This window comes from Rhodococcus sp. NPDC057529 (genome assembly GCF_042802055.1).
GTDB lineage: Bacteria > Actinomycetota > Actinomycetes > Mycobacteriales > Mycobacteriaceae > Rhodococcus_F.
This window is the reverse complement of record NZ_JBHVEY010000006.1, coordinates 57,062-73,169: the sequence shown is the minus strand read 5'-3', so window position 1 is coordinate 73,169 and position 16,108 is coordinate 57,062. Positions and strand designations below refer to the sequence as shown.

The 16,108-nt window shown below is 66.5% G+C and carries 20 protein-coding genes; 11 read left to right on the top strand and 9 right to left on the bottom strand.

The features are described from left to right. Positions 1 to 24: 24 nt before the first annotated feature. A complete protein-coding gene (locus ACFU5V_RS13415) occupies positions 25 to 792 on the bottom strand; it encodes a hypothetical protein (protein WP_378699758.1) in 768 nt (255 codons plus the stop codon). Positions 793 to 934: 142 nt separating this feature from the next. Here ACFU5V_RS13415 and ACFU5V_RS13410 point away from each other — a divergent pair, with 142 nt between their 5' ends. Next, positions 935 to 2,164, top strand: coding sequence for a cytochrome P450 (locus tag ACFU5V_RS13410; RefSeq protein ID WP_378699755.1), 1,230 nt, complete (start codon positions 935 to 937; stop codon positions 2,162 to 2,164). Between the two features lie 3 nt (positions 2,165 to 2,167). Here the strand turns inward: ACFU5V_RS13410 and ACFU5V_RS13405 are convergent, their stop codons facing one another. The 3 genes from ACFU5V_RS13405 to ACFU5V_RS13395 form a co-directional block, all read right to left on the bottom strand. Beyond that, positions 2,168 to 2,848 carry a class I SAM-dependent methyltransferase gene (locus ACFU5V_RS13405; RefSeq protein WP_378700166.1) on the bottom strand — a complete coding sequence of 227 codons (681 nt, stop codon included), beginning with the start codon at positions 2,846 to 2,848 and terminating at the stop codon, positions 2,168 to 2,170. 129 nt (positions 2,849 to 2,977) lie between these two features. Continuing rightward, positions 2,978 to 3,943, bottom strand: a complete 966-nt coding sequence (locus tag ACFU5V_RS13400) for a sugar phosphate isomerase/epimerase family protein (RefSeq protein ID WP_378699753.1) — start codon at positions 3,941 to 3,943, stop codon at positions 2,978 to 2,980. A 135-nt stretch (positions 3,944 to 4,078) separates the two neighbouring features. Then, positions 4,079 to 4,363 (bottom strand): hypothetical protein, encoded by a 285-nt coding sequence (locus ACFU5V_RS13395; protein WP_378699751.1) that lies wholly within the window; start codon positions 4,361 to 4,363, stop codon positions 4,079 to 4,081. 167 nt (positions 4,364 to 4,530) lie between these two features. Here ACFU5V_RS13395 and ACFU5V_RS13390 point away from each other — a divergent pair, with 167 nt between their 5' ends. The 4 genes from ACFU5V_RS13390 to ACFU5V_RS13375 all read left to right on the top strand — a co-directional run bounded on the left by ACFU5V_RS13390 (position 4,531) and on the right by ACFU5V_RS13375 (position 10,418). Continuing rightward, positions 4,531 to 5,316, top strand: a complete 786-nt coding sequence (locus ACFU5V_RS13390) for a GntR family transcriptional regulator (protein ID WP_378699749.1) — start codon at positions 4,531 to 4,533, stop codon at positions 5,314 to 5,316. A gap of 316 nt (positions 5,317 to 5,632) precedes the next feature. Beyond that, on the top strand, positions 5,633 to 7,015 hold the full coding sequence (locus ACFU5V_RS13385) for an MFS transporter (protein WP_378699746.1): 1,383 nt from the start codon (positions 5,633 to 5,635) through the stop codon (positions 7,013 to 7,015). Positions 7,016 to 7,392: 377 nt separating this feature from the next. After that, positions 7,393 to 9,012 (top strand): flavin-containing monooxygenase, encoded by a 1,620-nt coding sequence (locus ACFU5V_RS13380; RefSeq protein WP_378699744.1) that lies wholly within the window; start codon positions 7,393 to 7,395, stop codon positions 9,010 to 9,012. 29 nt (positions 9,013 to 9,041) lie between these two features. Then, positions 9,042 to 10,418 carry an NAD-dependent succinate-semialdehyde dehydrogenase gene (locus tag ACFU5V_RS13375; RefSeq protein WP_378699742.1) on the top strand — a complete coding sequence of 459 codons (1,377 nt, stop codon included), beginning with the start codon at positions 9,042 to 9,044 and terminating at the stop codon, positions 10,416 to 10,418. 27 nt (positions 10,419 to 10,445) lie between these two features. On the opposite strand, the gene ACFU5V_RS13370 is transcribed toward ACFU5V_RS13375, so the two are convergent. Beyond that, a complete protein-coding gene (locus ACFU5V_RS13370; protein WP_378699740.1) occupies positions 10,446 to 11,084 on the bottom strand; it encodes a TetR/AcrR family transcriptional regulator in 639 nt (212 codons plus the stop codon). Positions 11,085 to 11,187: 103 nt separating this feature from the next. Between ACFU5V_RS13370 and ACFU5V_RS13365 the strand changes: the two genes are divergently transcribed. From ACFU5V_RS13365 to ACFU5V_RS13355, 3 genes are all read left to right on the top strand, one after another. After that, entirely contained in the window at positions 11,188 to 11,589 is a 402-nt protein-coding gene (locus ACFU5V_RS13365; protein WP_378430446.1) for a carboxymuconolactone decarboxylase family protein, read from the top strand. Between the two features lie 52 nt (positions 11,590 to 11,641). Further along, positions 11,642 to 12,421: an NAD(P)-binding domain-containing protein gene (locus ACFU5V_RS13360; protein WP_378699738.1), complete on the top strand. Its 780-nt coding sequence runs from the start codon at positions 11,642 to 11,644 to the stop codon at positions 12,419 to 12,421. Between the two features lie 98 nt (positions 12,422 to 12,519). Then, the gene (locus tag ACFU5V_RS13355) at positions 12,520 to 12,747 is read left to right on the top strand and encodes an Arc family DNA-binding protein (protein WP_378699736.1); all 228 of its coding nucleotides are present in this window, start codon (positions 12,520 to 12,522) and stop codon (positions 12,745 to 12,747) included. A 94-nt stretch (positions 12,748 to 12,841) separates the two neighbouring features. Here ACFU5V_RS13355 and ACFU5V_RS13350 read toward each other — a convergent pair whose 3' ends face one another. The 4 genes from ACFU5V_RS13350 to ACFU5V_RS13335 all read right to left on the bottom strand — a co-directional run bounded on the left by ACFU5V_RS13350 (position 12,842) and on the right by ACFU5V_RS13335 (position 14,835). Continuing rightward, the gene (locus ACFU5V_RS13350) at positions 12,842 to 13,306 is read right to left on the bottom strand and encodes a nitroreductase family deazaflavin-dependent oxidoreductase (protein WP_378699734.1); all 465 of its coding nucleotides are present in this window, start codon (positions 13,304 to 13,306) and stop codon (positions 12,842 to 12,844) included. Between the two features lie 185 nt (positions 13,307 to 13,491). Continuing rightward, positions 13,492 to 13,785 carry a hypothetical protein gene (locus ACFU5V_RS13345; protein WP_072943611.1) on the bottom strand — a complete coding sequence of 98 codons (294 nt, stop codon included), beginning with the start codon at positions 13,783 to 13,785 and terminating at the stop codon, positions 13,492 to 13,494. A gap of 120 nt (positions 13,786 to 13,905) precedes the next feature. Next, complete coding sequence (locus tag ACFU5V_RS13340) at positions 13,906 to 14,130, bottom strand: anti-sigma factor family protein (protein ID WP_378430443.1); 225 nt, start codon at positions 14,128 to 14,130, stop codon at positions 13,906 to 13,908. 3 nt (positions 14,131 to 14,133) lie between these two features. Then, on the bottom strand, positions 14,134 to 14,835 hold the full coding sequence (locus ACFU5V_RS13335) for an RNA polymerase sigma factor (protein WP_378430442.1): 702 nt from the start codon (positions 14,833 to 14,835) through the stop codon (positions 14,134 to 14,136). Between the two features lie 203 nt (positions 14,836 to 15,038). Between ACFU5V_RS13335 and ACFU5V_RS13330 the strand changes: the two genes are divergently transcribed. The 3 genes from ACFU5V_RS13330 to ACFU5V_RS13320 are packed head-to-tail and all read left to right on the top strand — an operon-like array spanning position 15,039 to position 16,099. Then, complete coding sequence (locus ACFU5V_RS13330; protein ID WP_192581847.1) at positions 15,039 to 15,200, top strand: hypothetical protein; 162 nt, start codon at positions 15,039 to 15,041, stop codon at positions 15,198 to 15,200. Positions 15,201 to 15,233: 33 nt separating this feature from the next. Continuing rightward, positions 15,234 to 15,683 (top strand): helix-turn-helix transcriptional regulator, encoded by a 450-nt coding sequence (locus tag ACFU5V_RS13325; RefSeq protein WP_072943606.1) that lies wholly within the window; start codon positions 15,234 to 15,236, stop codon positions 15,681 to 15,683. Between the two features lie 5 nt (positions 15,684 to 15,688). After that, positions 15,689 to 16,099: a VOC family protein gene (locus ACFU5V_RS13320; RefSeq protein WP_378699732.1), complete on the top strand. Its 411-nt coding sequence runs from the start codon at positions 15,689 to 15,691 to the stop codon at positions 16,097 to 16,099. Positions 16,100 to 16,108 lie beyond the last annotated feature (9 nt).

Sequence of the window (16,108 nt, the reverse complement as noted above, 5' to 3'; positions counted from 1 at the left end):
CGTTGGATTCTGCGCGCCCGGCGGTCAGCGGGCCTCGACGAATCGGCGGACGACCTTGTCCCATCCCAGCGACTCGAGGAGTTCCGCGGCGGCCGCCCGCGAGGTGAGTGGCCGAAGAGCGTCGATGTCGAGGTCGCCAGTGGTGCCCAGGACGTCGTCGAGGCGCAGGCAGTCGACGTATCCGTAGTCGGACCAGGGTTCCACGTGCCCGTCCCAGTCCGCGACGTCGGCGTACGGGCCGCCGAGTCTTAGCTTCCCGCTGCGGTGGATCATCACGTACCGGGGCACCACCTGCATCGTCTCCTCGGCGGTGGCGAGGGTCGTTGCGGGGTCGGCCGCAGGATCCGCGCCTGCGAGCCGACGATCGTAGGAGGCCGTCTTGACGGTTGCGACCTCGACCAGCGCCCGCACGTAGATCCACCGTGCTCGTTCGACCGAGCCCGCCCACGCCGATTCCTCGTCGGCGCAAGAGAACACGTTCTCGGCGGGGGTCCGGATCAGCAACCGCGTCCCCACCCGCTCGTGGTCGACGACCAGGTCGCCGTCGACGAGGAACTCGCCGTCGTACTCGCGGATCCCGGTGATCGTCGCGACCGCCAGCACCTCGTCGCCGGGCGCGGTGACGAACAGTTCACGTTCGGAGAAGACGCCCTCGGCGTCGCCGGAAAAGGGGCCCCGACCTCTGGTGAAGGCCTCCTGCTGGGTCAAGCCGGCCCGGAACCCTGCTTCGGTCGTCCCCAACGGATGATCGCGCATCTCTCGCAGGTCGCCGAGTCGAACCCTCAACGTCACAGGTCGTCCTCCCCGTTCATCTCCGGCGCACCGCGGGCCGACTCTATGATCATAGCCGTTGACCTGCGGTGATTCCTCACCTGCGCAACCGCTGCTCGCCCAGTAGGGTCGCAGTGACTGTTCGACCGACCGAGGGGGACCGGTGACGGGTTCTGCGTCCGAAGGAATCATCTCGCCCGCCGCACGCGTGTTCTGGGACCGCAGCTTCGCGGATCGCCGCGCCCTGTTCGCGGGGCTCCGTCAGCGGTCCCCGATCGAGTTCCACACCGAAACGGACGGCCCGGGCTTCTGGTCGGTCGTCGGCTACGACGACGTGGTGGCGGTGAGCCGGAACCCGGAGGTCTTCTCCTCGGAGAAGGGCTTCACCATCGACGACGTCCCCGTCGAGATCCTCGAGTTCGCCATGTCGATGATCGCGATGGACGACCCCCGGCACCGGCATCTGCGGGGGATCGTGCAGTCGGCGTTCACCGCCGCGTCGGTGCGGGGCATCGCCGACAGGGTGCGCGCTCACGCCGCGCAGATCGCCGCCGACCTGCCCCGAGATACGATGTTCGACTTCGTCCCCGAGGTCGCGACCCGGCTGCCGGTGCAGGTGATCTGCGAGCTGCTCGGGATCCCCGAGAGCGACCGGCCGATGATCCTGGCGGCGGCCGCCGACGTCATTTCCGGGGGTGGGGATCAGGAGTTCGTCACCGCCCCCGGCGGTGCGGCGGGCCTCGGTCAGATCTACGGGTACGCCCTCGAACTGGGCGAGAAACGCAAGGCGGACCCCGGTGACGACCTGACGTCCCGCCTGGTGTCGACGACGGTCGACGGGGAGATCCTCACGCCGACGGAGTTCGGGTCGTTCGTCATCCTGCTGATCACGGCGGGTTACGAGACCACCCGGCAAGCGCTGGCGTGGGCGCTGCACCTGCTCAGCGAGCACCCCGGCCAGAAGGAACTGCTGCTCGCCGACTTCCCCGGCCGCATCGACAACACGATCGACGAGGTGATCCGGTTCGCGTCCCCGGTGCCCTACATGCGGCGCACCGCGACCGTCGACACCGAGATCGGCGGGGCCCACATCGCAGCCGGGGACAAGGTCGTCATGTGGTACCTGTCCGCGAACCACGACGAGCGCGTCTTCGACGATCCGGACCGGTTCGACATCACCCGCCCGAACGCGGGCAAGCAGCTCGGTTTCGGTGCGAAAGACATCCACCACTGCCTGGGCGTGAACCTCGCCAAGCTCGAGCTGCGGGTCATGCTCGAGGAACTGTTCACCGCCCACCCCGGACTCCACGCGGTGGGCGAGCCGGAGCTGCTGCTCTCCGCATTCGTCAGCGGCATCGCGTCACTGCCGGCCCGGGCAGGCGACCGGCCGTGACGTTCACGCCGGCCGGCGACCGGAAATCATGACGAGCGGCATGTCGGTGATGCGCGCTACGGTCGCGTCGTCGAGCTCGATCCGGTCCGCGAGGTCACGCGCCTCGTCGAGACTGATCGAGCGCCCCGCGATCCAGGTGTGGAAAATCGCCAGGTTGACCGGACCGAGAATGCGCGGCGCCTTGTAGTCCTCGACGAACTTCTCGGCGTCCTCGAACCTCGTGCTGCGGTCCGCATCCGTGATCAGCAGCGGTCCGCCCGGCTTCAGGACGCGCACGCACTCGGCGAGCCCGGCTTCGCGCGACGACCAGTGCTTGATGGAGCCGTAGCTGATCACGCCGTCGAACGTCCGATCGGCGAAGTCGAGCTTCGTGGCGTCGCCCACGTCGAAGCGCACCCGGTCGCCGTAGCTGCGCATGCGTTTGGTGGCGCGCTTGATCTGCGCCTGCGACAGATCGAGACCCAGAATGTGCACGTCGGGGCGCTGATCGGCGATGTACTTGGTGAACAGCGCCCCACCCGAACCGACGTCCAGAATGCGGGCGTTCGGGGGGAGATGCGGCAGGAAGTACTCGTCGATGACGCGGCGTGAGCGGTAGACGGCCGGCGCCACGATGGTCTCGTACATCCAGGCGTGCGCCGGAGTGTAGATCGCGGTGATGGGGTCGAACGGTGCCAGCGGCATGGTCGCGCTCCTAGGTGTCCCGGTTTCCCACGGCGCCCGAACCTGTTCGGGTCCACTTTCCGCGCCGTTGTCGCTCATAGATTAAGGGTTACCTGGCGTACACGCTGGTCCATCTATACGGTTGTCCACCTACACGCGGGCCGGTGTCCAGTCGGGGGTTTCGGTGAGCACCACCCGGTTCAGCAAGTCGGCCGCCCGGCCGACGCCCTCGATCGAACTGACGAGCGCGTCCTCGTGCTCGATGTTGAGCGTGCCGTCGTAGCCGACGGACCGGAGGTTGTAGACGAAGTCGGCCCAGAACTGCTGCCCGTCCGGATGTCCCAGGCCGAGGGTGACGTAGTTCCATGCGCGGTCGTGCGGGGTGGTGATGGGAACGGTGTCGAGCAGACCGTCGCTCTCGGCGTTCCACCGGTTGATCCGGATGTCCTTGGCGTGGACGTGGAAGATGGACTCGCCGAGGGACCGGATGACGGCGGGGATGTCCGCGCCCATCCACATGAGGTGCGAGGGGTCGAGATTGGCGCCGACGACGTCCGCCCCGGCACTGTCGATCAGCCGGTGCAGAGTCGACACGTTGTGAACGAGTTGGGCGCCACAGGCTTCGACGGCAAGACGCACGTTGGCGTCGCGCGCGAAGGCGGCGAGTTCCTTCCAGTAGGGGATCGCCACCTCCTGCCACTGGTAGGCGAGGATGTCCAGGTTCTCCGGCGGCCAGGACGTGGTGATCCAATTGGGCGACGAGTCACCCTCGGCGCCCGGCAATCCCGACATGAGGACGACTGTCGGGACTCCGAGTGCACTGGCCGCCGTGATGGTGTCGCGGACGACCTTTGCCTGCCGGTCCCCGGTGACGGGGTGGAGTTGGTTGCCGTTGGCGGTGAGAGCGCTGAGGGTCAGCCCGCGCGAGGTGATCTTGCCGAGGAACTCCTCTCTCGCCCCGTCGGACGACACGAGGGCGGGCAGATCCGCGTGCGGACTCTCCGACCAGTTTCCCGTGGCGACCTCGACGGACGACAGTCCGTGGGTGCGCGCCAGGTCCAGTGCAGCTTCGAAGGGCAGATGGCTGACCGAGTCGGTGAGTAGTCCGATTTTCATCGCTGTGCACTTCCTGTCGGGAGACGTCGTACACAACTAGTACGTTCTAGTGTCGCTCTTTGTCAAGACATATGCACGGCGGTGGCGGCGAGTCGGGCATTCTCACCGATGCATCCACCGCTGCCGTTTGCCCGCTCAGGACGTGAAGCCGACGCCCCGGGTCAGGGTGCCGATCTCCTTCAGCGCGCGTTCGCCTTCGCTGCGTTCGCGTTGCCAGATGTTGCGGCCGACGATGATGCCGCGGGCGCCGGCGCGCAGGGTCTGCCCGATGGCGTCGACGTCGCCGGCCAGGGGCCGCCGCCGTCGAGGGTGGTGACGTCGTAGTAGGTGTCGATGGTGAGTACGCGGCTCAGGTGTGGGTGTGCGGCGAAGAATTTTTCGGTCCGGCAGTGTGCGGCGCATCCGGTACTCCATGCTCATCTTCGGGCTCTCATTTCGCTGATCCTGTCGAATATTATTGTACGTATCGTACGTACAATTCGGTTGCTAGGGGATGAGTAGTAAATGGACAAGGGGCACGGTCGTGGACAAAGCCTGGCCGTTCAACACCTACGATCGAGACATCAGAGAGCGAAGGGAGCCGCTCCGTGACTACGAGTACCGAGGGTTCGATCGATCGGCAGTCGGTTGTGCCGTACTACCAGCAGCTGGCGTCCGTGCTGGAGGGTCGGATCTCGTCGGGGGTCATCGCCCGCGGAGCCAAGCTGCCCAGCGAGAACGAGCTTTCCGTCCAGTTCGAACTGTCGCGGGCGACCGTCCGTCAGGCCCTGCAGTTCCTGGAATCTCGCGGAGTTGCGCAGCGAATCCCGAACCGCGGAGTGTTCGCCAGCGCCCCCAAGGACGGCACCGGCTGGGTCATCCAGGGCAAGGAAGGCTTCCTCGAGAATGCGATGGGCCACCAGAACCGGTCGGTGAGCACCCGGGTGCTGCGCTCGGGAACTGCCACGTTTCCCGACCACGTCTGTCAGGCGCTGAATCTGCCCAGCGAGACACTGGGTTTCGAGTTGGTGCGTGTTCGCTCCCTCGACGGCACGCCCGCGCTGTTCAGTACCAATTACAGCCCGCCGATCCTGACTCCGGTCCTGGCTTCCGCGACCGACGTGCTCGCCGGCGAGGCGTCGCTGACGACTCTGCTGACGAACGCGGGATTCAGCCTGGGCGGTGCCAACCGCATCATCCGCGCCGCCAGGCCGACACCGGAGATCGCCGAGGCACTGGCGATCGACGAGAACGAACCCATGTTGTGCATCCGCTCCACGTCCTGGACGCCCGAAGGTCTCCGATACGACGTCTACGAAACGTGGGTGCGCAGCGACATCATCCCGCTGGAGGTCGACGTGAGCACGGTCGACCTCGGCAAGGCGGTCCGCTGATCCGGGATCGGACACCAGACGCCAGGACGACGTCGAAACGCGCTCGCGCCCAGGACTGGTCGCCGCCCAGGACGAGGCACGGGACGTCGCATCCCGGCCGCTGCCCTCACTCCCCGAGGCGCCGGCCGACCGGTAACGCCCACTGGAACGTTCCCCGGCACGGGTGTTTCACATTGGAACACGGGCGGGCCGGAACGTGCTTCTACGTTTGATCCAGGCACCGTGTCGGCCATCACACAGACGCCGCGCCGCTGCCGGGGATCACTACGTCCTCGGACCCTGCCTGCTCCCACCGAGTCCGTTTCAGGAGAAGCACATGACAAGCACGACCTCGTCGCCGCCCGCGATGACCCCCCGTCGCGCGGCGACGGCCGCGCTCCTCGGCAGCGCACTGGAGTACTACGACTTCTTCGTGTACGGCGCCGCAGCCGCCCTGGTCTTCAACGTGTTGTTCTTTCCCTCCGGCGACCCCACCGTTGCGCTCATCGCATCGTTCGCGACCTTCGCCGTGGGGTACGTCGCCCGCCCGGTCGGCGCCGTGGTGATGGGGCACTTCGGCGATCGGCTCGGCCGCAAACGCGTCATGCTGGCCACCGTCGTGATGATGGGCGTCGCGTCCTTTGCCATCGGGTGCCTTCCGACGTATGACCAGCTGGGCCTCGTCGCCCCGGTGCTGCTGGTCGTCCTCCGCGTCGTTCAAGGATTCTCCGCCGGTGCCGAATCGGCAGGCGCGTCGACGTTGACCGTCGAGCATTCCCCGGTCGGGCGCCGAGGATTCTTCACCAGTTTCGTCATGGTCGGCTACGCCGTCGGCTGCTCCCTGGCCACCGTCGTGTTCCTCCCGATCGCGATGCTGCCCCACGACGCGCTCTACACCTGGGGCTGGCGAATTCCCTTCTGGCTCAGCGCGGTAGTCGTCGTCATCACCTACTACGTGCGAAGCCATCTCGACGAAACTCCGGCCTTCACCGAAGCGCGACAAGAGGATCAGGTTCGGAAGCTACCGCTGAACGACGTGCTCACACACCATTGGGGCGACGTGATCCGAGTCGCCGGAGCATCATTGATGGCGTCGATGCAAACGTTGTTCGCCGTGTTCAGCCTCTCGTATGCCACCTCGGTCGGAGTGGATCGAGGCACGATGCTCGCCATCATCTCCGGGTTGATAGCCCTGTCGATCATCGGCATCCCGGCAGCCGGCCACCTCTCCGACGTCATCGGCCGGAAGCGAACGATGCTGATCGGCGCTGTCGGCGGTGCGCTCAGCATCTTCCCCTACCTGTGGGCGATTTCGACGGCGAATGTCGTGTTGATCGTGATCTTCGCGTTCGTCAACATGTCGCTGTTCTTCAGCTGCTACAACGGCGTGTGGACGTCGTTCTTCGCCGAGCAGTTCCCCGCACCCGTGCGATTCACCGGCATGGCTGTCAGCAACCAGCTCGGGAACCTTCTTGCAGGATTCGCTCCACTGATCGCCGCCGTCCTCCTCGGCGCGGGCCCGGCGGGCTGGCTTCCGGTCGCAATGTTCGGTGCGGTTGCCACCGGAATCGGTGCGATCGCGGTTATCGGAATGCGTGAGACGTCGAAGACCCCGGCAGAATTCCTCGGCGGTCCGAGAGCCGAAGAGCTGATCGGTCAACTGAGCTCGCCCCAACCTGCCACTCCTGCACCACGCCCTGCAGACGCAACGATGAGCTAGCCCACCGAGAACACCTCGATGAACAGACCCCCGACGATCCACTGTCCGGGGGTCTGTTCATTCGGCCCAGGATATTCGCGGCACGGGCCTCGGTTCCGCATGCTTCTCACAACGCGCCCTCGATTCTCTCGCGCCCGCGCCCGAGCGCGCGCACAGGTTTCCACAAGGTGTTTCACATTGGAACGTAGTTGTGCTGGACCTTGCTTTTATCCTTGATCCAAACGCGGTGGCGGCGATCACATTACGACTACCGCGGCGGGTAGGGCGCAGATCGCGTAAGAGAAGGCGATCGTCTGACCCGGCAATCGCGCAATGCTGCTCCGCCCCACATTCTTTCACCCTTTCTTTTTTGTATCGGAACGACACAGGAGTTCGTCATGTCTGCACAGGCCACACCTCAGATCGTCGACGCCGTCGTCATCGGCGCCGGATTCGGCGGGATCTACGCCGTCCACAAGTTGCACAACGAGCTCGGGCTCACCACGGTGGGTTTCGACAAGGCCGACGGCCCGGGTGGGACGTGGTACTGGAACCGGTACCCGGGTGCTCTCTCCGACACCGAAAGCCATGTCTACCGGTTTTCCTTCGACGAGGATTTGCTGCAGGACGGCACCTGGGAACACACGTACATCACCCAGCCCGAGATTCTCGAGTATCTCGAGGGTGTGGTCGGCCGGTTCGATCTGCGCCGCCATTTCCGGTTCGGCACCGAGGTCACCTCCGCCGTCTACCTCGACGATCAGGCACTGTGGGAGGTCACCACCGACACCGGGGCGGTGTACCGGGCCACGTATGTGATCAATGCCGTCGGGCTGCTTTCGGCCATCAACTTTCCCGATCTGCCCGGTCTGGACACGTTCGAGGGTGAGACCATCCACACCGCGGCGTGGCCCGAGGGCAAGGACCTGGCGGGCCGCCGGGTCGGGGTGATCGGGACCGGTTCCACCGGCCAGCAGGTGGTCACGGCTTTGGCGCCGGAGGTCGAGCACCTGACCGTGTTCGTCCGCACCCCGCAGTACTCCGTCCCGGTCGGTAAGCGCCCCGTCACCACCGAACAGATCGACGCGGTCAAGGCCGATTACGACAGGATCTGGACGCAGGTCAAGGGTTCCTCCGTCGCGTTCGGTTTCGAGGAGTCCACGGTGCCGGCGATGAGCGTCTCGGAGGAGGAACGCCGTCGCGTCTTCGAGGAGGCCTGGCAGCACGGTGGCGGTTTCCGTTTCATGTTCGCCACCTTCGGTGACATCGCCACGGACGAGGAAGCCAACGAGGCGGCGGCGTCGTTCATCCGTGCCAAGATCGCCGAGGTCATCGAGGACCCGGAGACGGCGCGCAAGCTCACCCCGACCGGCCTGTTCGCCCGGCGCCCGCTGTGCGACGACGGCTATCACCGGGTCTTCAACCGGCCGAACGTCGACGCCGTCGGCATCAAGGAGAACCCCATCCGCGAGGTCACCGCCAACGGTGTGGTGACCGAGGACGGTGTTCTGCACGAGCTGGACGTGCTGGTCTTCGCGACCGGGTTCGACGCCGTGGACGGCAATTACCGGCGCATGGAGATCCGCGGCCGGGACGGTGTGAACATCAACGACCACTGGGACGGGCAGCCGACCAGTTACCTGGGCATCTCCACGGCGAACTTCCCGAACTGGTTCATGGTGCTCGGCCCCAATGGCCCGTTCACGAATCTACCGCCGAGCATCGAGACGCAGGTCGAATGGATCAGCGACACGATCGCGTACGCCGAGCGCAACGGACTGCGAGCGATCGAGCCGACACCGGAGGCGGAGGCGGAATGGACCGATACCTGTACGGAGATCGCGAACATGACGGTGTTCACCAAGGTCGATTCGTGGATTTTCGGGGCGAACATTCCGGGGAAGAAGCCCAGCGTTCTGTTCTACCTCGGTGGTCTGGGTAATTATCGTGCGGTCCTCGCCGACGTCACCGCCGACAACTACCGCGGCTTCGAGTCCGTCGACACGGTCGCGGCCTGACACCCGTCATCACCACACAGGAGAAGCCCATGGGTGTGTACACCACCACCGACCCGGTCACCGGGGACCGGAACGCGCAGTACCCGGAGATCACGGACGCCGAGTTGGACGATCTCGTCGGACGGAGCACCGCGGCCTACCGCTCCTGGCGAACCGCGCCGCTGGAGCGCCGCCGCGCCGCCCTCACCCGGGCCGCCGAGATCCACCGCGAACAGGCCGACGAGCTGGCCAAGCTCCTCACCCTGGAAATGGGCAAGCCGATCGCGCAGGCCAGAGGCGAGGTGGAGCTGGTGGCCTCGATCTACCAGTACTACGCCGACCATGTGGACGACTTCATGGCGGACGAGCCCCTCGACATCACGGGATCCGGCACGGCCGTCGTCCGCACCGAGCCGATCGGCCCGCTCGTCGGGATCATGCCGTGGAACTACCCCTACTACCAGGTGGCACGCCTCGCTGCCCCGAACATCGCTCTCGGCAACACGATCATCGTCAAGCACGCCCGGAACTGCCCCCAGTCCGCCCTCGCCATCGAACGGGTCCTGACCGAGGCCGGTCTGCCCGCGGGCGTCTACCTCAACGCCTTCATCTCTTCGGCGCAGGTTGCCGACGCCGTTGCGGATCCCCGCGTCCAGGGCGTGTCGCTGACCGGATCCGAGAAGGCCGGGTCCGCCGTCGGCGAGATCGCCGGCAGGCACATGAAGAAGTGCGTGCTGGAACTCGGCGGATCGGACCCGTTCATCGTGCTCGCCGACGCCGATGTCGACGCCGCGGCGGCCGCCGCCGTCGTCGGCCGTCTCGGCAACGGCGGGCAGGCCTGCACCGCGTCGAAACGGTTCCTCGTGGAGGAACGTGTGTACGACGAGTTCGTGAGGAAATTCGTCGACGGGATGTCCGGCTGGCGGCCCGGCGACCCGACCAGCCCCGAGACCAAGCTCGGACCGATGGCGTCGAACTCGGGAGCCGAGGAGCTGGACGAGCTTGTCCAGGAAGCGATCTCACACGGAGCCGAAGTGCTGTTGGGCGGTGGGCGGCCGGAGGGGGCCTACTACCCGCCCACCGTCCTGACCGGCGTCACACGCGAGATGCGCGCGTTCGACGAGGAACTGTTCGGTCCGGTGGCGGTCGTCCACCGTGTCGGCTCCCTGGAGGAGGCGATCGAACTGGCCAACGACTCCCCGTTCGGGCTTTCGTCGAGCGTGTTCACCTCGAGTCCGGAGCAGGCCGACCGCGTCGCCGCGGAACTCGAGACCGGCATGGTGTGGATCAACAGCACCAGCAAGAGTTCGCCCGACCTCCCGTTCGGCGGCGTCAAGGGGTCCGGCGTCGGTCGCGAGCTGGCCCGATACGGTTTCAACGAGTTCGCGAACAAGAAGCTCGTGCGAAACCCGCAGGGACAGAAATAATTCAGTCGTGGATGGGAGGCGCTCCGATCATTCCGGGGTGCTGCCCTCCGTGGCTGCGAACGAGGGGAGCAGAGTGGCGACGAGCCGCTTTCCGAATCCGTCGTCCATGGGCGAGCCGCTCAGGAAGAACCGGTAGTAGATGGGGCCGAGCACGAGATCCGTGACCATTTCAGGGTCGAGGTCAGCCCTCAACTCTCCTCTGGAGATTCCGCGCTCCACCAGCGCGCTCACGTCCGCCAATCGGTGGCTCACCACCTGCTCCCGGTAGACACGTGCGAGCTCGGGGTCCGCGGCGACCTCCGAGACCAGGCCCTTCATGACCAGGCCCATCAGAGAGGTGCACATGAGTTCGACGGTCCGGTCGACGAGCGCCGTCAGTGCGGTAGCGGTATCCGCCCGATACGGTTGCGTGCTCACCTCGTCGACCATGTCCAGCAGGACGGCCAGGGCCAGATCGTTCTTGGACCGGTGCCTGCGGTAGATCGTAGTCTTCGCCACCCCCGACCGTGCCGCGACGCCCTCGACGGTCAGGCTTCCGAATCCGTTCTCCGCCAGTATCTCCCGTGTGGCGTCGAGGACCAGCCGTTCCGTCCGGGCGCGCCGCTTCTCGTGACCGGATCCCGCGGTCCGGGGCGTTCCGCCATCGCTCGCACTCGAGTCCTTCATGTCGACAGCCTTTCCGTAGCCCACCATCGGGTGCTATTAGCGCTACGCGACGTATCGTTTTGCAAATTACTCACTTCTTCAGACTCGCTCACGAGGAATACTCATGGCTACAGATCGCTACCAGCGCGGCCTCGACCGCATGATGGAGCTCGTCTCCACCGACCACGCCAACACGTTCGACCACGTCAAGCTCGTGGAGTCCTACAAAAGTCTGGACGCAGACCTGTCCGACTACATCGTCTCCTTCGCCTTCGGCGACATCTACTCCCGCAGTGCTCTCACCCAGCAGGAGCAGACGATGGTGACCATCTCCACGCTCGTCGCCCTGGGTACCGAACCCCAGTTGAAGCTGCACATCAACACCGGCTTCAACGTCGGCCTGACCAAGGAGAAGATCGTCGGAGCCCTGATCCACTGCATCCCCTACGTCGGGTTCCCGCGCGTGCTCAACGGCCTCACTCTCGTCAAGCAGGTCATGGCGGAGCGCGGCCTCACCGAGGACTGAGAGGTTGCCGCCCCGGCACGTCCCACATACATCTCACACTCGAGGAACATTCATGCACTTGATAATTGGGCTCGGACCCATCGGCGGAAATATCGGCGCACACCTCGCCCAGCTCGGGCGGGAGGTGTACGGCTACGACTTCGACGGCGAGCGCGTCCGCGAGTGGTCGGAGCAGAACCGGTCGCCGGCCGGCAGCGACCTGGCGGCCCTGGACTGGCCGTCCGTGGACAGCGTTCACGTCGCCGTGCGGCTGGCAGACCAGGTGTCGTCCGTCTTCGCGGCGCTCCGGGAGCACACCACACGGCCGCTGACCGTCTTCGTCCACACCACGCTGGCGCCGGAAGACGCCCGGAAGATCATGCCCTCGGCCCCGGACGACTGGCGCGTCTTCGAAGCCCCCGTGTCGGGCGGCCCCCAGGGTGCGCGCCGAGGCTCGATGACCATCTTCCTCGCCGGACCCGACGCCACACCCGCCGAGGACCGACTGCTCGGCGACATCTCCGGTCGTGTGTTCCGCATGGAGTCCTACGGTCAGCCGGCCCTGGTGAAACTACTCAACAATGCGCTGGCCACCTACAACCTGGCCGCCACCGCACGGATGCTCGAACTCGCGGAGAATCTCGGCACACCAGCCGCAGGCCTCCTCGAGGTGATCGGGGTATCGACCGGCCAGAGCTGGATGAGCGACAACCTCGTCGACGTCCAATACGACCTGCTGCTCAAGGACGTCGAGCTGCTCCGCGGCGAAATCGGTGCGCTCCCATCGGGAGATCTCGACGACAACGTCGAACAGGCGATCCTGCGGGCGCGTGCCCTGCTCGGCGCCCGCTAGGTTCGTCTCCCACCGAATCCGGCGCTGCCGATCGATCTCGATACCGCACCTCGCGCGCCGGGGGCGATATCGTTGGGATGATATCGGAGGTGGTCACGGTGGAACAGATCCTGATCCGCAACCTTCCCGCGGGAACCAAAGCGGCCCTGCGGGCGCGCGCTGAGCAGCATCACCGGTCGGTCGAGGCGGAGGTACGCGAGATCCTCGGCGCGGCCCTCGAGCGGGAGCCGGTCACTCTCGTCGACCTGTTGAGCACCGATGAGGGTGCCGACATCGAGTTCGAGCCCGGACGCCTCGGTTCGACCGCCCGAACTGCTGAGTTGTGAAGTACGTCCTGGACACCAACGTCGTGTCCGCGCTTCGGGTTCGGGGCCGTAACCGGCCGCACGGAAAGACCGACGTCGGTGTGAAAGTCCGCCGTCATCGTGAGGTGAGCCGGATGACCGGGTACTGCCGGTCGGATTTGCTCTGATACTTCGCGATGCGGGGCTGGGCGGCGGCGATGCGCTGCCAGGCCTGCTCACGGTCGGTGCCCTCGAGTTGCTGCGGGACCACGGGGGTGGCGTCGGTGCCGGGCAGTTCGATCGACACCTCGCCGGGGTGCGCCATCAGGTTGGCGTGCCAGTCGGGATTCTGGCTCCCCCCGCCCGACGCGACGACCAGCCGGGCGTCGTCACCGTCCGGGAACCAGGCCAGGGGTGACTGCCGCGGTTGACCGCTCCGGCGGCCCACCGTGTTGAGGATCAGCACGTCCATGCCCATGAACTGGCCGTGGCCGCGTCGGATCTTGCGGTTCATGCGGGCATTCATCTTCCGTTGCATCCACCGCGAAAACGCACCCGGCGTACCCGGCTTGCGCTTGCCTGCTTGGCTGTTCGTCGTCATGTGCTCTCTCCCATCGGTCCGGCCGTCGTGTTCTGGCAAGAACGCTACTGCGGTCCGGTGAGCGGCGCTTCTCGATTCCTGATCGATCCGAGGCGGGCACTCGGATCGATCGGTGACGACCCGTGGCGGTGCCGTCGAACCGGCGCCCACCGCGAAAATGGTTGTCCGGCAACGGCTGAGCGGCGTCAGGTGAGCGGGATGGTCCAGATGATCGCGGGCATGTCCTCGGCCCTGCGCTCCTGCCGCTGTTCACGCTGACGGTCGCGGGTGCGGTCGTCGTTGCCGCCGGGGATGTCGCGGCCGGTGTCGGGGGCGGCGACTGCGACGACCGTGTGGTCGGCGACCGGGGTAACCGCAGCCGCTGCGCCGATGGGAAGGACGCCGAGAGCAGCCGCGGCCACCACCACGGTGACGATCCGCTTCCGCAGCGAGCCGCGGTGGGTGCGTCGGGCGTCCTGGTGCGAATGTGTGGCGTTCATGGTCTGAATTCCTGTCCGAGTGCCGCGAACCCAGCGTCCACAGCTACTCGAACGGTGTCCGCGAAGGCGCGAAACGTTACGCCCCGCCGGACATTATTTTGTGCGGGAACTCTCCCGCAGCTAGCGCCACTCCCGGAACGCGTCGAGCAGACGGTCGCGTAGCGCCGGATCGAGCTCCTCCGGGGGCAGCGTGCCGAGGGTGTGCACCGTCTGCTCGATCTGCTCCAGATAAGTGGCGCAACCCGAGCACTCGCCGAGATGGGTCTCGAATCGGGCCCGGGCCTCGGGATCCATGTCGTCCTCGAGGTATGCGGTGACCAATTCGACGAGGTCCTGGCAGTCCATGGCTCACGCTCCCGTTCCGAGATAGTCCTCGAGGGCCTGACGCACGTGTGCGCGACCTCGGTGCAGCAGCACCCGCTGATTCGCCGCGGTGATCGACAGCATCGCGGACACTTCCGCGGCGTCGTAACCGAGGACGTCGCGCAGGACGACCACGATGCGCTGACGCTCGGGGAGGTGTTCGAGTTCGCGGCTCGCGACGTCGAGGACCTCCGCGCCGAGGACCGAACCCTCGGGGGACTCCGGCCAGCTGGTCGGCGGCGTCGCCCAGTGGTGTGGATCCTCCGGTGCCGTCCTCGGCAGGAACCGGCCCGGGTCCACGGTGGGGCTGCCCGTGAACGCGGCCAGTTCGGCGTCGGAATCGTGCCGGTCCCGGACACCCCGCTTCTTCGCGATGTTGACGAGGATCCGGAACAGCCAGGTTCGGAGCGTCGAGCGACCCTCGAATCGGTCGATGCCCTGCAGCACGGCGATCCAGGTTTCCTGGACGACGTCCTCGGCGACCTCGGCGCTGGCCACATAACCCCGGGCCACCCGCAGCATCATCGGCGTGTGCCGGTCGACCAGTTCGGCGAAAGCGGACTCGTCCCGTGCCCGCAACGAATCGACGAGTCGCTGCTCGTACGAGGTGTCGATCTCCGTCATCCGCTCCTCCTCGGTGATCGAGGTGCTCCGGAAGCGTGGCCGCGTGAGACGGCCGGATGACATACCACCTTACTGACCTCGGCCACAGCGGTCGATCGGTCCGCGCCCGATCGTGTGGTGGGTAGGGCCGAACGGCCCTGTCTTGACCGCACGGTGCGGGGAAGACTCGATTCGGAGGGGTGGTGGCGGTCCGCGGCGATCGGCAACGGTCGCCGCGGCCCGGGTCCCACACACCACCCGACCCGGCAATCCCGAAAGGGCGGCGCATGAACGTTCGGCGAACGCCGCAGGCGCGTTCGGAAAGCTACTGGGAGGAACTCGGTTCGACGGAGGCCCGTCACGTCGGCGGCGCCGAGCGGGACCGGCTCCCGGCGGCGCACGAACACGTCTCGCTCGTCGACCACTGCCGAGTGGACCCGCGAGGGTAGGCAACCGTCGCTCGACGTGGCACGATTTCGTAGGTGTCCAGCAGCCCTGCCCCGGCGCACTACCTGCGCGACCTCGCGCGCCTGCGCCGCGTCCGCGACCGGATCGACCGGGAGTACGCACAACCGCTGGACGTGGACGCGCTCGCCCGCGGCGTGAACATGTCGTCCGGGCACCTCAGCCGCCAGTTCCGGCTCGCCTACGGAGAGTCGCCGTACTCGTACCTGATGACGCGGCGCATCGAGCGTGCGATGGCTCTGCTGCGTCGCGGCGACCTCAGCGTCACCGAGGTCTGTTTCGCGGTCGGCTGCGCGTCGCTGGGCACGTTCAGCACGCGCTTCACCGAGTTGGTCGGCGTGCCGCCCAGCACCTACAAACGCGACGCGGAGCAGGCGACGGCGGGGATACCGTCGTGCGTCGCGAAACAGGTCACCAGACCGATCAGGAATAGAGAAGCGCCGGTCGCCGAGCCGCACTTATCGTGATGGTCATGGACATCACCATTCACCAGACCTATCTCCCGCAGGACGATCCGGACGCCGTGCTGGGCTTCTATCGCGACATCCTCGGATTCGAGGTCCGCAACGACGTCGGATACAACGGACTGCGGTGGATCACCGTCGGCCCCGTCGGCCAGCCCGGCACGTCCATCGTCCTGCACCCGCCCGCCGCCGACCCCGGGGTCACCGACGAGGAGCGCCGGACCATCGTCGAGATGATGGCGAAGGGCACCTACGCCGCCATCAATCTGGCGACCAAGGACCTCGACAGCACCTTCGAGAAGCTGCAGGCCGGCGACGTCGAAGTGGTGCAGGAACCGACCGACCAGCCGTACGGGGTCCGCGACTGCGCCTTCCGCGACCCCGCGGGCAACATGGTCCGCATCCAAGAGCTGCGCTGAGTTCGAGCA